Below are 16,987 nucleotides of genomic sequence, written 5' to 3' on the forward strand. Positions count from 1 at the left end.
GAGCACTCTGGCGGCTCGTCAGGAGCGTCGCGACGGGGCCGACGTGCTCGTCTGAGGACCGGGGTGGCAGTCGGCAGCGGCTGCCCGGGACGGCGGGAGGCCGATCTTGCGCTACCTGTCAGCGCGCTCGAGCTGGGCTGCTGCCGCCGTGTCGAGGAACAGCGTGGCATCTGGATGGGTGCGCAGCACGGTGGCTGGCACAGCCGAGCTCACCGGTTCCATCAGCGCCGCCCGGACCGCGTCGGCCTTGATCGTGCCGAGCACGGTGGCCACCATCGACTTTCCACGCAACAGCGCCGGAACGGTAAGGGTGAGCGCTCGCTCAGGCACCTCACCGATAGTGGAGAACAGGCCCTCGTCGACCTGTTGCTGGCGGGAGGTGGTGGTCAGCGGGACCTCCCGCAGGAGCGCGGGGTCGTCGAAGCTCGCCTCGTGCGGCTCGTTGAACGCCACGTGCCCGTTCACGCCCATGCCCAGACAGACCACGTCGATGTCGGCCCGGGCGACCAGGTCGCTATACCGGCGGATCTCCCCTTGCGCGTCCCCCTCAGTCTGGATGCGCTGCAGCCCGGGCAACGCAGCGGCCGGAAGCCGCTCGGCGAGCCACTGGCCGAAGGCCGCCGGATGATCGGGGTGCAGACCGAAGTACTCGTCCATGTGCAACGACTCCACAGCGGACCAGTCGATGCGCTGGTCGGCGCCGAGCGTGCGCAGCATGACTTCCTGAGAGGGGGCGCTGGCGAAGATCACCCGTGCACGGCCCTTCTCGGTCAGCGCTCGGTGGAGGAGATCCGCCGCGAGCGCTCCCGCCTGTGCGCCCGCCCGCTCCGCGGTGTCAGCGATGACAACACCCCCAGAGAGGGTGCCCTGTTCAGACTTGATCATCATTCCCCATCTTCTACCTGGACCAGTGCAATCGGTTGCACCGATATAGTAACCAGACCATACTGAGAGAAGCAACCGATTGCGGCATCGATGGTGTCGAGTGCGCCTTGACCCATCACCCCTCCGCCATCCGGCCGCGACCATGCCACCAGATCACTGCTTGACCCGATTGCCCCCAGCGACAACTCGCGCAGCACCCGACCACCCGGGACTGTCTCCCTCCGACCGAAGGAGTACCGATGGACCTCACTGCAATGGCAGGCCAGGCACGCCACCAGCTCACCGAGGTGGTGCTGCCATTCTGGCTGTCCTACGGCATCGATACCGAGAACGGGGGGTTTCATACCACCTTCGACAACCGCGGTCGCCGCCAGGGAGGTGCTGGCAAGTTCGTCTGGTCCCAGGGCCGGTTTGTCTGGCTGTTGGCCCGGGCTGCCGATCTCTCCCGTCGTGGAGTGCTCGACCTGGAGCCGGAGCAGCTGCTTGTCCCGGCGCGGGCGGGCGCGCAGTTCCTGCGGGATCATGCGGTGCACCCGGACGGCACGTGCTCCTTCGTGCTCACCGACGAGGGCCGACCCTGGCAGGGTAGTGGGCAGAGCGGGCACAGCGTCTATGCGGACTGCTTCTTTGTGATGGGGTTGGCCGAGCTCGCCCGCGCCGATCGGGACCAGCATTGGCTCCAGCTCGCCCGACCGGTGCTGGCCACGGCGCGGCGCAGCGTCCTGGCCGGCACCGCCGACACACCGCCGTACGAGGTGCCGGCCGGATACAGGGCCTTTGGTCCGCCGATGATCCTGCTGAACACGATGCTGGTGGTCGGGCAAGCGCAGACCGAGCTTGAGGGTGGTCTGGATCCCGAGCTGCGTGCTCAGCTGGCCGAGCTCGTGGACGTGGTGACTTCGCACCGGCTCGCCGACGGGACCGTCCAGGAGATGATCGGGCCGGCGGAAGACACGCTGGTGGCCCGCCATCGCGTGCCTGGGCACGCGATCGAGGGGATGTGGGTGCTGCTCGAGACCCTCGACCTGATCGGTGACGACCGGGATCGCACGCCTTTGCTGGAGACTATCGTGGCCTCTTGCGAGCTGGGCTGGGACCGCGAGTACGGCGGGCTGCTGCGCTACACGGATGCCTCCGGACCGCTAGCTCCGCAGGGGGTGGACACCGGCACGGGCTATGAGGGTCTGGTGAAGCGTACATGGTCCACCAAGCTCTGGTGGGTGCACTCGGAGGCGTTCGCGGCAGCGGCCATCGCCGCCTATGGCTACCGGTATACCCCGGCCGCGCCCTGGGTCGAGCGGGTCTGGGCCTACACCATGGACGTCTTCCCCGGCGGGGACGAGGGGGCGGAGTGGATCCAGATCCGGGATCGCAGCGGTGCGCCGCTGGATGAGGTGGTTGCCCTCCCGGTCAAGGATCCGTTCCACATCAGCCGGAACCTGATGCAGATCATCGAGCTGACACACCGAAGGAGTTGAACGGACCACGGCTACGCGCTGGTCCAACGGCAGCCGGTCGCGCTAGTCCAGCAGCACCCGGCACTGGCCGCTGACCGGACCCGTCAGCTCGTTGGGTATGCCACCGTCGTCGGGCTCCTGCTGGTTCCGGTGACAGGCCAGTGCGCCGGTGATCGTGCTACCGGATATGAGGATCTCACCCTCGGTGCCGCTCAGGTGCGCCGAACCGGTGATGGTGGACGATCGCAGCTCGATGCGTGCGGCGCGATGGGCCAGCAGCGATCCCGTCATGGTGCTGTCCTGCATCTGCAGCGTGGCTCCTGCTCCGAGGATGACCGATCCGGACAGCTCGGCGTCGTGGACGCACCACACGCCCGCCTCCGCGCGGACGGCGCCGCGATGGGTGCCGGTGATCGTCTCGGTGCAGTGGTCGCCGGGAAGGTCGTAGCGGTAGACGTTCGTGGTGTCGGCGTAGTAGAGGTCTCCGGCAGCCAGGGCGGCTTCCTGGATCCCGCCGCTTTGGAGGACCTCGGGCTCCGGGACCTCCGGATCAAATCGGAACAACGTTCCGCCGGCCAGGCCATAGATCAGTCCGTCGGTCTCGCGGTAGCTCAGCATGCTCCGGCTGCCCCAGACGTTGGTGTTGCGCAGGTCGGTCTCGATCACCTGCTGCACCGACCTGGTGACGGTGTCGTAGCTGAACAGTTCTCCGGAATCGGCCATCCCCCACAGCGTCCCGGTCCCGTCGATCGCCACGGCGTGGATCACCTCGGCACCTGGAATCACTACCTCGCTGTGCACTACCTCGGCGGCGGCGATGTCCCACGTGAACAGCTCGGCCTCGGTCGCGACCGGGTCAGAGTCCAGCGCGCCATGGACGGAGCTGCCGCCGTAGATCATGCCGCCGGCGTAGGCCAGGTCGGTCACGCTCTGGTCGGGCACGACGTCCCGGTAGGTCTCGTGTGCACCGGTGACCGGATCGAAGAGGGTGAGCGCCCCGCCCAGCTGACCATAGGTCGCGATCGTGCCTGCTGCCACGAGGTCGCCAGCCGAGACCAGGTGCCGGGGCCGGTCCTGGCCCGCTTCGGCGAGCGAGAACAGCTGGTGCGGATCCTCGCCCCAGTCCCATCCGCCGTCGTGCCCGGTAGCAAAGAACGACGCGCCCGGGTACGTGCCCACCACGGTCATCCCTTGATGGGCAACGATCGCATCGGCCTGGGTGGGCCCATCGAGCTGGGCGACTTGCCCGGTAGCCGGGTCCACTCTGGCCATCACACCAGGACTGAGGTACCCACCCAGGTAGACCTCCCCGTCACCACCAGCGGCCAGGGACATGACGGTCACCGCTGATCCGAACGGGTCCGGATGCACCAGGTCCGCGGCGCCGGTGCGCAAGCTGTATCGCCAGATCGTGCCGTCGGTGCGCACACCGACCAGCGACTGGCCGGGAAAGTCGTCGGTGCCCAGCTCGATCAGGAACAGCTGACTGGTCCCCTCGGTCGCACCCTCGATCGCGCTGCCGTCGATGTCGATCGGTGTGGCGGTGCGCTCAGCGAGGTCGTAGCCGGCGGGGGTGCCCTCCGGGTCCAGGTAGTAGAAGGAGCCGTCCACTGCGTCTTCGGTGTACAACCACAGCCCACCCACCGCGATCTGGTCCACCCAGCCGCTCTCGTCGCGCAGGGACAGGTTCACATCGTCGACCATGCGGTGCGAGACTGCGGTCACGCCACGGTAGCTCTCGACCCGCTGGACGAAGTCGCCTGCCGCGGTGACGTTCTCCGGAAGCTCGATCGGGGTCATGGCACCGTTGCCAGGATCGACCTGGACGAGCTGAGCGGGCGTTCCGGCGCCGACCCACACTCCCTCGTCCGTGACGTCCAGACCCCAGGCGTAGTCGCTGCCCTCAGCCACGGTGCCGTACTCGGTGAACTCCGCGGTAGCCAGGTCCATCGCGTACAGCTCGGCGTTCGGGTAGGTGGTGCCGTACAGGGTGTCACCGACGATGTCGATGGTGCGCAGCATCTCTTCTCCGGCGACCCCGACAGCCAGCTCGGTGAGCTCTCCGGCTCCCGGGTCATACCGCCACATGGTGCCGTCGTTCGGGCTGCGGACGCTCAGGTACACCTGGTGGTCCTCGGCCACATCGATCGAGGCCGCCACCGAGTAGGGGGCCATGTCATGGCTGTCCAGCACCTCTCCGGTGCGCAGGTCCAATACGGTGAGGCTGACAGGTTCGCCATCGGAGAAGACATAAGCCACCGGTGTTCCGTCCGCGAGTACGTCCACGGCGGAGAGGCGCACGTTCGGTGCCACCATGGCCACGCCCAGGTCAGTGACCGGATCGTCGGACACGTCGTTGCCGTCCGGTCCCGCCCAGGCGGCGGTCGTCGCGCCGCTCAGGCCGAGCGCGCCGAGCAGGACGGTGGTGAGGCAGGCTGCTGCCCGCTGGCGGATGGTGTCGTGACGAGTGTGCGTTGGGGGCTGGTGCCGCATGAGCTCGGTCTCCGGTCGTCGGACTTCACTGTCGTCGTCAACGTATTGCAATCGCTTGCAATCTTCAACAGCGCGTCGGTAGGGTGCGAGGCACCTTCGGATCAGGACGGACGATGACTGATAGCACCAGAATCTATGTCGCTATGCGATCCCAGGAGTTCCAGCGGTTGTTCGATGAGTCCGCACAGGCCGCGCTGCACCGCCTCGGCACAGTGGAGTTCGCACCCGACGCCGACCGTACGGTGGTGCCGCACACCGCCGGCGACCGGTACGACGTGCTGGTCACCTCCTGGAGCACCGCGCCCTTCTCCGCTACGGCGGTACGTGGTGGGCGGCTCAGGCTTGCGGTGCACGCCGCCGGCTCAGTACGTAAGCTGTTCCCACCGGAGCTGCTCGACGGCGACCTTCGACTGTGCCAGGGAGGTGCGGCGCCGATGGCGGTGGCGGTGGCAGAGATGTCCGTCACGCTCACCCTGATGCTGCTGCGTAACGTGCAGATCCACGACCGGGGCCTGCAGACCACGCGCGACTGGCAGCGCAGCGGGCACGGCATGCTTGGCCACGGTGTGCACGGCCGGCGGATCGGGGTGGTAGGCCTGTCTCGGGTGGGACAAGCCTACGTCCGGATGATCACCGGGCTCGGCGGGCAGGGTGTGCGCGCGTACGACCCGTATGCCAGTGCCGGCTCTGCCGCCGACCTCGGTGTGGAGCTGACGGGTTTGGACGACCTGTGCCGCACCAGCGACGTGCTGGCTGTCTGCGCCCCAGCCACTCCACAGACCCATCACCTCGTGGGCGCGGACCAGCTGCGCCTGCTCCCGACTGACGCGGTGCTGGTCAATGCCGGCCGGTCAGCCCTGGTGGACCAGGAGGCACTCACCGCCGAGCTGGTGTCCGGGCGCATCCGTGCGGGACTGGACGTTTTTGACGCCGAGCCGTTGCCCGCAGAGCACCCGCTGTACGGGTTGGAGAACGTGGTCCTCACCCCGCACGTCGCAGGAGGCACTGTCGAGGCTCGGTTCGGCCAGGGTGCCGAGGTGGTGGCCGAGATCAGTCGTTTCCTGCGCGGAGAGGACCTCGAGCACGAGGTCACGCAGGCGATCTACAACCGGTTGGCCTGAGCCCGGGGTCTGGTCAAGGTGCAGGTGCGAGCACCCGTCCAGCGCAGCACTGCCGAACTGTCCTGGGACGGTAGGACGTCGAGCCAGTGAGGTTCTGCAAGTGAGTGCGGCAGGTGCCGCGGTCTGCACTGCGGTCGGAGGTTCGCACCCGATGTCGTGCGTGGCAGACTGCAAGGGTGTCGAGCGTAACCACCGAGACCGAAGCCAGCACCGCACTGATCACCGCGCTGCGCTCCGCGGTCCGGGGCGAGGTGGACGCGAGCACCCGGCGGCGGGCGGAGTACTCCACCGACGCCTCGAACTACCGGGTCGTGCCGCAGGTGGTCGTCTTTCCCCGCACCACCGAGGACGTGGTGGCCGCCCTGGAGGTGGCCCGCGCCCACGGTGTCCCTGTCACCTCCCGCGGCGGCGGCACCTCGATCGCGGGCAACGCGGTGGGGCCGGGCGTGGTGATCGAGTTCTCTCGGCACCTGAACGCCATCCTGGAGCTTGACCCGGAAGCCCGCACCGCCCGGGTGCAGCCCGGTGTGATCCTCACCGACCTGCAGAAGGCCGCTGCTGCACACGGGCTGCGGTTCGGGCCCGACCCCTCCAGCCAGGCTCGCGCCACGCTCGGCGGGCTCATCGGCAACAATGCGTGCGGCCCGCACGCTGTGGCCTACGGGCACACCGCCCACCAGGTGATCTCCCTCGACGTGGTCGACGGCCACGGCCGACGCTTCACCGCCCAGGCCGGTGACCTGAGCCCGGTCCCCGGCCTGGCTGACCTGGTGCAGGCCAACCTGGCCACCATCCGCACCGAGTTCGCCCGGTTCTCTCGCCAGCTCTCCGGCTACTCCCTGGAACACCTGCTGCCGGAGAACGGTGCAGACCTGCCGAAGTTCCTCGTCGGCACCGAGGGCACCCTGGTGACCGTGCTGGAGGCGACCGTGCGGCTGGTGCCGCTGGCCACCTCCCCGGTGCTTCTTGCCCTCGGCTACCCGGACATGCCGGCAGCCGCCGATGCGGTCCCGGCGATGCTGCGCCACGACGTGCTCGCCGTGGAGGGGCTGGACGCCGAGCTGGTGGACGTGGTCCGCCAGCACAAGGGAGACCACGCCGTCCCGGACCTGCCCGAGGGTGCCGGCTGGCTGCTGATCGAGGTCGGTGGCGACAGCCCCCAGGACGCCCTCGACCGGGCCCACGCAGTGGCCGCCGATGCCGGCACCGAGGCGGTACAGGTCATCCCGGCGGGGCCGGAGGCTACCGCCATGTGGCGGATCCGGGCCGACGGCGCCGGCCTGGCGGGCCGCACGGCCACCGGTGCCCAGGCCTGGCCCGGCTGGGAGGATGCCGCTGTACCACCGGACAACCTGGGCAACTACCTGCGCGAGTTCCAGTCGCTGATGAGCTCCTACGGTGTGACCGGCCTGCCGTACGGGCACTTCGGCGACGGCTGCATCCACATCCGGATCGACTTCCCGCTCACCGACGAGCCCGGGGCCCAAGCCTTCCGGTCCTTCATGCTCGACGCCGCCGACCTGGTCGCCCGGCACGGCGGCTCGGTCTCCGGGGAGCACGGCGACGGGCGGGCCCGAGGCGAGCTGCTGCCGGCCATCTACTCACCGGATGCGATCCGTGCCTTCGAGCAGGTCAAGGGTCTGTTCGACCCGGCCGACCTGCTCAACCCCGGTGTGGTGGTCCGGCCCCGCCCGGTCGAGGCAGACCTGCGCCGGCCTCAGGCCAGGCCGCTGCCGCTGCTGTCCGGGTCCGGATTCTCCTTCGCCCACGACGGTGGCGACTTCACTACTGCCGTGCACCGGTGCGTGGGCATCGGCAAGTGCCGGGCGGACCTGCCCGACTCGTTCATGTGCCCCTCCTACCTGGCCACCCGGGACGAGCGGAACTCCACCCGCGGCCGGGCCCGGGTGCTGCAGGAGATGGCCACCGGCACCCTCGTCGACGGTTGGGACTCCGCAGAGGTGCACGAGTCGTTGGACCTGTGCCTGTCCTGCAAGGCCTGTGCCTCAGACTGCCCGGCGGGCGTGGACATGGCCCAGTACAAGTCCGAGGTGCTGCACCGCACCTACAAGGGCAAGCGCCGTCCGATCGCCCACTACGCGCTCGGCTGGCTGCCGCGCTGGGCCCGGGCGATCACCGCTGTTCCGGCCGTGGGCCGGCTGGTGAACGCAGTGCTGGGCGTCCGCCCGATCGCCAAGCTGGTGCTCAATGCCGGCGGGATGGACCCCCGCCGAAAGATGGTCTCCTTCGCCGAGGAGTCCTTCGGGCACTGGTGGCGCCACCGGCCCACGGCGAGTATCAGTACGGCCGGGCACCCGGCCGCCCAGGGTGACCCGGCCACACCGGCGGACCAGACCGGGCACGGTGAGCTCCGCCGTCGGGACGTGCTGCTGTGGGCTGACTCCTTCTCCTCCTACATGGACACCGGCGGCGCTCGCGCCATGGTGGAGCTGCTCGAGGAAGCAGGGTTCACCGTGCGGGTACCCGCGGGGCACGCGTGCTGCGGCCTCACCTGGATCTCCACCGGACAGCTCGACGGCGCTCGGTCCCGGTTGCGGCAGACGATGGACGTGCTCAGTCCTTACGCCCGGGCCGGGATCCCGATCGTGGGGGTAGAACCGTCCTGCACCGCGGTGCTGCGGTCCGACCTGCTGGACCTGTTCCCGGACGACCCGCGTGCCCGGTTGCTGGCCGAGCACACCCAGACCCTCGCCGAGCTGCTCACCGGGCCACAAGCACCTGAGGGTTGGCAGCCCCCAGACCTGACCGGCACCACGATCATCGCCCAGCCGCACTGCCACCAGCACGCAGTGATCGGCTACCAGGCGGACCTGGACCTGCTGCGGCAGGCGGGGGCCGAGGTCACCACGATCACCACCTGTTGTGGACTGGCCGGAAACTTCGGCATGGAGAAGGGGCACTACGACGTCTCGGTCGGCGTCGCGGAGCAGTCGTTGCTGCCCACCCTGCGCAGTGCACCCGAGGGAGCGGTGTACCTCGCGGACGGGTTCTCCTGCCGCACCCAGGCCGAGCAGCTGGCCGGGATAGATGGCGTACACTTGGCGCAGTTGCTCAGGCGGGCAGGGGCGTAGTTGGGCATCTGTTGACGTTCCCTTCACATCACGGTCCTAGGAGAGGCGCCCGTCGATGCCGTCTTTCGCCTTCGAGTCCGGGTATCTGGTGCCCGCTACGATCGGAGCCCCGAGCACCAGTCCGCTGACCCCGCAGATCCGTCAGGCGCTGCGCGACTACCTGTTGGACGTGATCGAGGCGGACCTGTTCCCGGTGGAGTGGAGCGAGGAGAGCGACCCGGTGCTCACCGCGATGGACCGCGCTGGCCAGGTGGTCACCGCAGTGGTCACCGACCGACTCGACGGTGCGGAGCTGATGCGTGCGCTCGCTCGCGCTGGTGAGGCCACGGCCACCCCGTGGCTGACCATCGCCGGACGCTACCGCAGCGGGGTGGCCGGCTTCCGCCGGGACTGGAACGCTTTCCGGGAGTCCCGCCCACCCGGTGCCACCCCAGGTCCGCAGCTGTACGTGGTCGCCGGCGAGATAGACCGGGAGGTGCTCGAGGCCACCCGGGTGCTGCACGGTGTCCAGGTGTTCGCGGTCGACGCCCGGCAGACCACGAACGGCCAACAGCTGTTGGACGTGACCGCAGTGCAACCTGCCACCATCCGCGTGCTCGACGGCCAGGTGGTGCACGAGATCGACCCGGCACTGACCGCGCCGAGCGCGAGCAGCCCACCGGCAGGCGGGGGACACCCCACCGAACCGGAGCCTCCAGCACCGGTGGATACCGTGCCGACCCCGGCGGACGCTGAGCCGGTGGCAGCGCCGGAGAGGGCGCGGCCCGAACCGGCGAGTGCCGTGCCGACCGCCCCGACGCCGCGGTCCCAAGAGACGCCGGAGACCTCGCCGGATCCGCACCTACGGGCCGTGGCGCAGCTGGTCGGTGCACCCATGCCGATCGAGCTGCGCCACGGAGGCCGGGTGGAGCACGCGGTGCTCACCGCTGAGGGGGCGCTGCAGCTGGGCGGGCGCACGGTCAGCACGATCGAGCGCGCCACTGAGCTGCTCGGCGGTGAACCGCAGCAGGCCTGGACCTCCTGGCACGTGGCCGGATTCCCGATGGCAGACGCCCGCGCGGAGGCGACCGGCACCACCGCCCCGGTCCGCGCCTCCCGCTGTAGGCGGCACCGGAACCACTGACCTGCGCAGCGCCCTGCGCGGCAGGCTCCGAGCAGCGGCAGGACTCCGCTCAGGTCTGGAGACGCCGCTGCGTAGCAGCGCTGCGGTCACCAGGTGCCGAGCGCCGGTAGTCGGTGAGCTCCAGAGCCAGGTCGACGGTGTGCACCCGGCCAGGCTGAGCTCTAGGTGCGCGGGGCGCGGGGTCCATCATCGCGGACCGGAGCGGGCTGATCTTGCCCAGCGCCGGCTCGGCTAACCTCGAGGGGACGACGAGAGGCAGGGTGGGTAGATGCTGCGCTGGGGATTGATCGGACCGGGACGGATCGCGGCGAAGGTCGCGGCCGACTTTCCGAACGTGACCAATGGGCGGCTGGTGGCGGTCGCCTCGCGCGACCAGGCACGGGCGGAGGCGTTTGCCGCGGAGCACGCAGCCCTTGCCGGTCACCCGGTACGGCCTCTGCAGGGTTACCAGGCACTGCTGGACGATCCGGACGTCGACGCCGTCTACATCGCCACTCCGCACAGCGACCACGCCCGGCATGCGATCGCGGCCATCGAGGCCGGCAAGGCGGTGCTGCTGGAGAAGTCGTTCACCGCCACCCTGGACGGCGCCCGGCAGGTCGTCGAGGCGGCACGGGCGCACCGGGTGTTCGTGATGGAAGCGATGTGGACCCGGTTCCAGCCGGCGATACGACGCGCCCAGCAGCTGGTCGCGGACGGCGCGATCGGACCGGTCCGGGCCGTCACCGCTGATCTGGGCGTGCGCCGGGAGCTAGATGTGACCGACCGGATGTTCGCCCTCGAGCTCGGCGGCGGCGCCCTGCTCGACCTGGGCGTGTACGTGGTCTCGTTCGCCCAGCACGTGCTCGGCGCCCCGGACCGGGTGCTGGCCCACGGGTCGCTGGTGCCGGAGACCGGGGTGGATGCCGAGGCCGGCATCCTGCTCGGATATGACGACGGCCGCAGCGCCACCCTGCAGATCTCCTTCCGGCTGCCACTTCCCGGTAACGCCCGGATCTACGGCACCGAAGGTTGGATCGACATCCCACCTCGGTTCCACCACCCGGACCGCCTCGTGCTGCACCGCACCGGGGCGGACCCGATCACCGAGGAGCTGCCACCTCGCGGCGCCGGCTACGCTCTGGAGTTCATCGAGGTGGCGGAGTGCCTGCGGGCGGGGCGGCAGGAGAGTCCCACCATGCCGCTGGCTGACAGCCTGGCGGTACAAGGGGTGCTGCAGCAGGCTGCCGACCAGCTGGGAGTCGCCCTGCACGACCGCTGGTAGGTGCTCACCGTGTCGGCACGGGGCCCGCAGGAGCGATACCCGCGAGCACGATCTGGCGCGCCAGGTATCGAATGAATCGATTCGCACGACGAGGCGGGGAGGGCGGGGAGAGGCGTGCCCGGGCCTGGGTCAGCCGGCCAGGAACTCCGAAAGGATCGCGCCCACCTGGTCGTGCTCGATGAGGAAGCCGTCGTGCCCGTGGTCGGAGCGGAGCTCCCGGTAGATCCCGTTCGGCACTCCCGCGGCGATCCGCTGGGACTGCGACGGCGGGAACAGCCGGTCGGTGTCCACCGCCAGGGCGAGCGTGCGGGCCCGGATGGTGGCCAGCGCCGACTCCACCCCGCCCCGGTCGCGGCCCAGGTCGTGGGTGAGCATCGACTCGGTGAGCGCCACATAGGAGTTCGCGTCGAACCGACGGGCGAGCTTGTCCGCGTGATGGTCCAGATAAGACTGCACAGCGAACCGACCGCCGCCGCCGAGGGGGTTCTCTCCGCCCTGCGGCAGCCGCCCGAACCGTTCGTCCAGCTCGTGCGCGCTGCGGTAGGTGGTGTGCGCGATCTGCCGGGCGATCCCCAGGCCGACGTGCGGCCCGTCGCCGTCCGCGGCGTCGTAGTAGTCTCCGCCGCGGAACTTCGGGTCGGCGCGGATCGCGCCGAGCTGAGCGTGCGCCCACGCGATCTGGTCCGCGGAGGTCTGCGCGCTGGTGGCGATCGCCGCGATCGCGGCGACACGATCTGGGGCGGTCACCGCCCACTCCAGCACTCGGTGCCCACCCATCGAGGCGCCGATCACCAGCTGCCAGGCGCCGATACCGAGGAAGTCGGCGAGCTCAAGCTCCGCGGCCACCTGGTCCCGCACGGTGACGTACGGGAACCGGCTGCCCCATGGCGTCCCGTTCGGCGCGTTGGACGAGGGACCGGTGCTGCCCTGACAGCCACCGAGCACGTTCGGTGCTACGACGAAGTACCGGTTGGTGTCCAGGGGACGGCCCGGGCCGATCTGGTCGGCCCACCAGCCGGCGGAGGCGTGCCCCGCTCCTGCCTCACCCACGACGTGGCTGTCTCCGGTGAGCGCGTGCAGCACCAGGATCGCATTGTCCCCTGCGGGGCTGAGCTCGCCCCAAGTCTCGTAGGCGAGCGTGACCTCGGGCAGCTGCCCACCGGCTTCGAGCGGCAACGGGCCGAGTTCGACGAACTGTCGGTTGCCCACTGGCTGGTCCTCCCGCCAGGCGCCGCTGGCCGGTATGGGAGTGGTCGGGACGTGGCGCCGCCGGGCAGGCCGGGGCGGCCGGACGACTCGTCCGGCCGGCCCGATCGGACGGCTTGTCACGGGGTACACGGTAGTTCCTCCAGCGCTCAGGCGCCGACCGGTGCGTCCACCGAGTCCGCGGCGGTGGCCGCTGCTGCCGCGGCGAAACCCTTCTCCAGGTCGGCGAGGATGTCGTCGATGTGCTCCAGCCCGACAGACAGACGCACCAGCCCCGGGGTGACGCTGCTGGCAGCCTGCTCCTCCGGAGTGAGCTGGGAATGGGTGGTGGACGCCGGGTGGATCACCAGCGAGCGCACGTCCCCGATGTTCGCCACCAGAGAGTGCAGCTCGAGGCCGTCGACGAACGCCCGGCCGGCCTCCAGACCGCCAGCGATCTCGAAGGCGAGCACGGCGCCGGGTCCCTTCGGCGTGTACTTCTGCGCGAGCGCATAGTATGGGCTGGAGGGCAGACCGGCGTAGTTGACGGTGAGCACGTCGGACCGAGCCTCCAGCCACTCGGCGACCTTCTGGGCGTTCTCCACGTGCCGCTCCACGCGCAGGCTGAGTGTCTCCAGGCCCTGGATGAGCAGGAACGAGTTGAACGGGGAGGCCGCCGGGCCCAGATCGCGCAGCGCCTGCGCTCGTGCCTTGAGGATGAAGGCGAGGTTGGCGCCGAGAGCGCTGCCCACACCCAGGTCCCGGGCGTAGACGAGGCCGTGGTAGCTCGGGTCGGGCTCGTTGAAGTTCGGGAAACGCTCGGGGTGCTGTGCGTAGTCGAAGGTGCCACCATCGACGATCACGCCACCGATCGAGGTGCCGTGACCACCGAGGAACTTGGTGGTGGAGTGGACCACCACGTCCGCGCCGTGCTCGATCGGGCGCACCAGGTACGGGGTGCCGACCGTGTTGTCCACGATCAGCGGCACACCGATCTCGTGCGCGACGGTGGCGACGGCTTCGATGTCCAGGATGTCGCCCTTGGGGTTGGGGATCGTTTCCCCGTAGAAGAGCTTGGTGTTCTCCTGCGCAGCTGCTCGCCAGGAGGCCGGGTCGTCCGGGTTGTCCACGAACGTGACCGTCAGGCCCAGCTTGGGCAGCGTGTGGTGCAGCAGGTTGTAGGTGCCGCCATACAGGGACGGGCTGGCCACGAGGTGGTCCCCGGCCTCGGCGACGTTCAGGATGGCGACCAGCTCGGCTGCTTGCCCCGAAGCGACCACGAGGCCGCCCACGCCGCCCTCCAGCGAGGCGATCCGGTCCTCGGCGACGCCGTTCGTCGGGTTGGTCAACCGGGTGTAGATCGGTCCCAGCTCAGCGAGCGAGAACCGTTTGCCGGCGTGCTCGGTGTCCTTGAACACGTACGAGGTGGTCTGGTAGATCGGGACAGCCCGGGATCCGGTGTCGCTGTCCGGGGTGTGGCCGACATGGATCTGCCGGGTCTCGAAGCTCCAGCTGCTCTCGCTCATCTCGGTCTCCTTCTCGTTCGGGGTAGGCCGGGATGCAAGCATCGACGCGCGTCGAGGCGACCATCCCGGGCGGGGTGGTCGTACACGTCGGGCTGGTCAGCGCGTTGCTCCAGAGCGGAGACTCATCGCGCAGAGGGCATGCCGAACGTGCGCATCAGCGACACATTCGGCGGAACATGCTGGACAGCGTACGTGCTCGACGTGCGCTCCGGACAGTGCGTCTCGAATGGCGGACAGCGGGGGCTCAGAAGTGCGAGATCCTGCGGCGCGCGGTGCAGACGGGCGCGCGGTGGCGAGTCTCGATCGCTGAGCGCTTGGTGTGCAGGCACGTGTGGTGTGATGGGTGTGAAAGTTGTGAATAAAGGGGCTTGTGTTCACAAATCCTTCGAGATCCAGTACGTTAGAGCGCGTTCCCGTCGTCAACGTCAATGCGACACGCCGTGTTGTCTTGAAGTTTCGATGGGGCTTGCGGCGCCGCAGGTTGCGCGCTGTGAAGGGTGAAGCCGCTCCAGCGGCAGGTGAGGAGCAACTTCGGTGGTGACCGGGACCAAGTGGCGTGGCGCTGCTGCCGCGCTGGCGGCAGGTGCACTCGTGGGCGCTCTCTGGGTGGCACCGGCACAGGCGACGCCGGACTACCCGAGCGAGGACGACATCGCTGAGGCCCAGCAGGCCGAGCGGTCCACTGCGGAGCAGATCCAGGCGATCGAGGTGCAGCTCGCGGCCAACAACGCCGCACTGGAGCAGGCCAACATCGATGCCGAGCTCGCAGCCGAGGCCTACAACGAGGCCGCTGTGGAGCGGGACGAGGCCGAGGAGGCCGCTGATGACGCCGCAGCCGCGGCCGAGGAAGCCGACGCCGACGTGCTCGCCGCCCAGCAGCACGTCGCACAGATCGCGATGGCCTCCTACCGCAACAGCGGCGAGGTCCAGCAGCTGTCCATGTTCGTCTCCGCGGACAACTTCGAGCAGGCCATGGACCGGGCCACGATGTTCCAGGCCATCGGCTCCGACGCGGACCAGGCCTACCAGCGCCTGGACGCTGCCGAGCGGGTCGCCGACGTCATGCACCGTCGCGCTGACGAAGCCCTGGTCGAGGCCGAGGAGGCCGCCGCTGCGCTCGAGGAGGCTGCCCAGCACGCCGACGCGGCGGCGCTGGCCGCGGAGACTGCAGTGGAGACCACCGCCGGGGAACGGGACTCGATGCTCAGCCAGCTGGCTGAGCTGCGCGAGACCACTGTCGCCCTGGAGCGGGAACGTCAGGAGGGGATCGAGGCAGAGCGTCGCGAGCGGGAGAGCGCAGCAGCAGCCCGCGCGCTGGAGGTGCAGGCGGAGCAGGACGCCGCCGAAGAAGAAGCCCAGGCACAGAGCGCAGCAGCGGACGAGTCGGCCGCGGAGCAGGACGCCGCGGACCGGTCCAGCGACCGTGCCGACCGGCCCAGCCGAGACCGCGACCGGACCTCCCGAGAGGGCTCGGGCTCTTCCGGGGGGAACGGCTCGTCCGGCTCCAGCTCGTCGGGTTCCAGCTCGTCCGGTTCCAGCTCGTCGGGTTCCAGCTCGTCCGGTTCCAGCTCGTCGGGTTCCGGCTCGAGCAGCGGCTCCTCCGGTGGTGGCTCGTCCGACTCTGGTTCCTCCGGCGGCAGCTCCTCCGGCAGAGGTTCCTCGGGCGGCAGCGGCGGCTCCTCCGGAGGCGGTGGCGCGACGGCACCGGCCAGCGTGGGCCAGGCGGCGCTCGACTGGGCGATGACCCAGCTCGGCAAGCCCTACGTCTGGGGTGCTCAGGGCCCGAACAGCTACGACTGCTCCGGTCTGACGATGCAGGCCTTCCAGCACGCTGGGGCCTCCCTGCCACGCACCACCGGTGCCCAGTACGCGGCCACCACGCACGTGCCGGTGGGCCAGATGCGCCCCGGTGACCTGATCTTCTACTCCAGCAACGGATCCACGTCCGGGATCTACCACGTGGCCATCTATGCCGGGAACGGGATGCGGGTGCACGCCCCGGCGCCCGGCCAGACCGTGGAGTACGTGCCGGTCTGGTGGACCAACGTGCTGCCCTACGCCGGCCGCGTCTGACCATCGCGTGAGCGCCTGTGGTTCTGCGTGTCGACGGCGGAGCTCACCGGTCCAGCGCGGCGGCGCCGGGGTGAGCCGGTCACCGAGGGCGACCGGGCGGCGCCGACGGCGCCCCGTGCCCGAGCACCTCAGCCCGTGGTGAGGTGGCAGGCCAGGCCGGGCGGCGCCGTCGGGTAGGTGGTGCTCAGTGGCCGATGTGCGGCTGCGGGTGGGTGTACCCGGTCTCCTCGGCGCGGCCGAAGGACCGCCGGATCTCCTCTTCGGCCGCCTCCCGGTCCACCCAGTGCGCGCCCTCTACCGACTTGCCTGGCTCCAGGTCCTTGTACACCTCGAAGAAGTGCTGGATCTCCAACCGGTGGAACTCGGAGACGTCGTCGATGTCGCTGCGCCAGCTCGCCCGCTGGTCCCCGACCGGTACGCAGAGCACCTTGTCGTCACCGCCGGCCTCGTCGCGCATCCGGAACATCCCGAGCGCACGGCAGCGGATCAGGCACCCGGGGAACGTGGGCTCCTCCAGCAGCACCAGCGCATCCAACGGATCCCCGTCCTCGCCCAGCGTGCCCTCGATGTAGCCGTAGTCGTCCGGGTAGCGCGTGGAGGTGAACAGCATCCGGTCCAGCCGGATCCGGCCGGTCTCGTGGTCCACCTCGTACTTGTTGCGCTGCCCCTTGGGGATCTCGATGGTGACGTCGAATTCCACAGCCTGTCTCTTCCGCCTGGTGGGATGTGCTTGTCCTAGTGTGGCCTACGGCAGGCCGTTCCGGGTGT

General features: G+C 69.7%; 11 protein-coding genes. 6 read left to right on the top strand and 5 right to left on the bottom strand.

The window, feature by feature from the left end; translation table 11 throughout:
* Positions 1-111: 111 nt before the first annotated feature.
* On the bottom strand, positions 112-885 hold the full coding sequence (locus K338_RS0111940) for a 6-phosphogluconolactonase (protein WP_169579550.1): 774 nt from the start codon (positions 883-885) through the stop codon (positions 112-114).
* A 239-nt stretch (positions 886-1,124) separates the two neighbouring features.
* Here K338_RS0111940 and K338_RS0111945 point away from each other — a divergent pair, with 239 nt between their 5' ends.
* Positions 1,125-2,363 carry an AGE family epimerase/isomerase gene (locus K338_RS0111945; RefSeq protein WP_022918406.1) on the top strand — a complete coding sequence of 413 codons (1,239 nt, stop codon included), beginning with the start codon at positions 1,125-1,127 and terminating at the stop codon, positions 2,361-2,363.
* A gap of 42 nt (positions 2,364-2,405) precedes the next feature.
* On the opposite strand, the gene K338_RS0111950 is transcribed toward K338_RS0111945, so the two are convergent.
* Positions 2,406-4,835: a hypothetical protein gene (locus K338_RS0111950; protein ID WP_022918407.1), complete on the bottom strand. Its 2,430-nt coding sequence runs from the start codon at positions 4,833-4,835 to the stop codon at positions 2,406-2,408.
* A 143-nt stretch (positions 4,836-4,978) separates the two neighbouring features.
* Between K338_RS0111950 and K338_RS22310 the strand changes: the two genes are divergently transcribed.
* From K338_RS22310 to K338_RS0111975, 4 genes are all read left to right on the top strand, one after another.
* Positions 4,979-5,956: a hydroxyacid dehydrogenase gene (locus K338_RS22310; protein ID WP_022918408.1), complete on the top strand. Its 978-nt coding sequence runs from the start codon at positions 4,979-4,981 to the stop codon at positions 5,954-5,956.
* A gap of 176 nt (positions 5,957-6,132) precedes the next feature.
* A complete protein-coding gene (locus K338_RS0111960) occupies positions 6,133-9,048 on the top strand; it encodes an FAD-binding and (Fe-S)-binding domain-containing protein (protein WP_022918409.1) in 2,916 nt (971 codons plus the stop codon).
* 55 nt (positions 9,049-9,103) lie between these two features.
* Positions 9,104-10,171 carry a hypothetical protein gene (locus K338_RS24520; RefSeq protein ID WP_022918410.1) on the top strand — a complete coding sequence of 356 codons (1,068 nt, stop codon included), beginning with the start codon at positions 9,104-9,106 and terminating at the stop codon, positions 10,169-10,171.
* A 268-nt stretch (positions 10,172-10,439) separates the two neighbouring features.
* On the top strand, positions 10,440-11,435 hold the full coding sequence (locus K338_RS0111975) for a Gfo/Idh/MocA family protein (RefSeq protein WP_022918411.1): 996 nt from the start codon (positions 10,440-10,442) through the stop codon (positions 11,433-11,435).
* Between the two features lie 129 nt (positions 11,436-11,564).
* Here the strand turns inward: K338_RS0111975 and metX are convergent, their stop codons facing one another.
* Positions 11,565-12,773 carry a homoserine O-acetyltransferase MetX gene (gene metX / locus K338_RS22320; RefSeq protein ID WP_211218226.1) on the bottom strand — a complete coding sequence of 403 codons (1,209 nt, stop codon included), beginning with the start codon at positions 12,771-12,773 and terminating at the stop codon, positions 11,565-11,567.
* 17 nt (positions 12,774-12,790) lie between these two features.
* Positions 12,791-14,146, bottom strand: a complete 1,356-nt coding sequence (locus tag K338_RS0111985) for a bifunctional o-acetylhomoserine/o-acetylserine sulfhydrylase (protein WP_022918413.1) — start codon at positions 14,144-14,146, stop codon at positions 12,791-12,793.
* A 537-nt stretch (positions 14,147-14,683) separates the two neighbouring features.
* On the opposite strand from K338_RS0111985, the gene K338_RS0111990 reads away from it, so the two are divergent.
* Entirely contained in the window at positions 14,684-16,219 is a 1,536-nt protein-coding gene (locus tag K338_RS0111990) for a C40 family peptidase (RefSeq protein ID WP_157612381.1), read from the top strand.
* Positions 16,220-16,403: 184 nt separating this feature from the next.
* Here K338_RS0111990 and K338_RS0111995 read toward each other — a convergent pair whose 3' ends face one another.
* On the bottom strand, positions 16,404-16,919 hold the full coding sequence (locus K338_RS0111995) for an inorganic diphosphatase (protein ID WP_022918415.1): 516 nt from the start codon (positions 16,917-16,919) through the stop codon (positions 16,404-16,406).
* Positions 16,920-16,987: the final 68 nt, after the last annotated feature.

This window comes from Ruania albidiflava DSM 18029 (assembly GCF_000421225.1).
Taxonomy (GTDB): Bacteria; Actinomycetota; Actinomycetes; order Actinomycetales; family Beutenbergiaceae; genus Ruania; species Ruania albidiflava.

Excerpts from the sequence above, each read along its gene's own strand:
- K338_RS0111940 (WP_169579550.1), bottom strand. The coding sequence starts at position 885 with ATGATCAAGTCTGAACAGGGCACCCTCTCTGGGGGTGTTGTCATCGCT.
- K338_RS0111945 (WP_022918406.1), top strand. The coding sequence starts at position 1,125 with ATGGACCTCACTGCAATGGCAGGCCAGGCACGCCACCAGCTCACCGAG.
- K338_RS0111950 (WP_022918407.1), bottom strand. The coding sequence starts at position 4,835 with ATGCGGCACCAGCCCCCAACGCACACTCGTCACGACACCATCCGCCAG.
- K338_RS22310 (WP_022918408.1), top strand. The coding sequence starts at position 4,979 with ATGCGATCCCAGGAGTTCCAGCGGTTGTTCGATGAGTCCGCACAGGCC.
- K338_RS24520 (WP_022918410.1), top strand. The coding sequence starts at position 9,104 with ATGCCGTCTTTCGCCTTCGAGTCCGGGTATCTGGTGCCCGCTACGATC.
- K338_RS0111975 (WP_022918411.1), top strand. The coding sequence starts at position 10,440 with ATGCTGCGCTGGGGATTGATCGGACCGGGACGGATCGCGGCGAAGGTC.
- K338_RS0111985 (WP_022918413.1), bottom strand. The coding sequence starts at position 14,146 with ATGAGCGAGAGCAGCTGGAGCTTCGAGACCCGGCAGATCCATGTCGGC.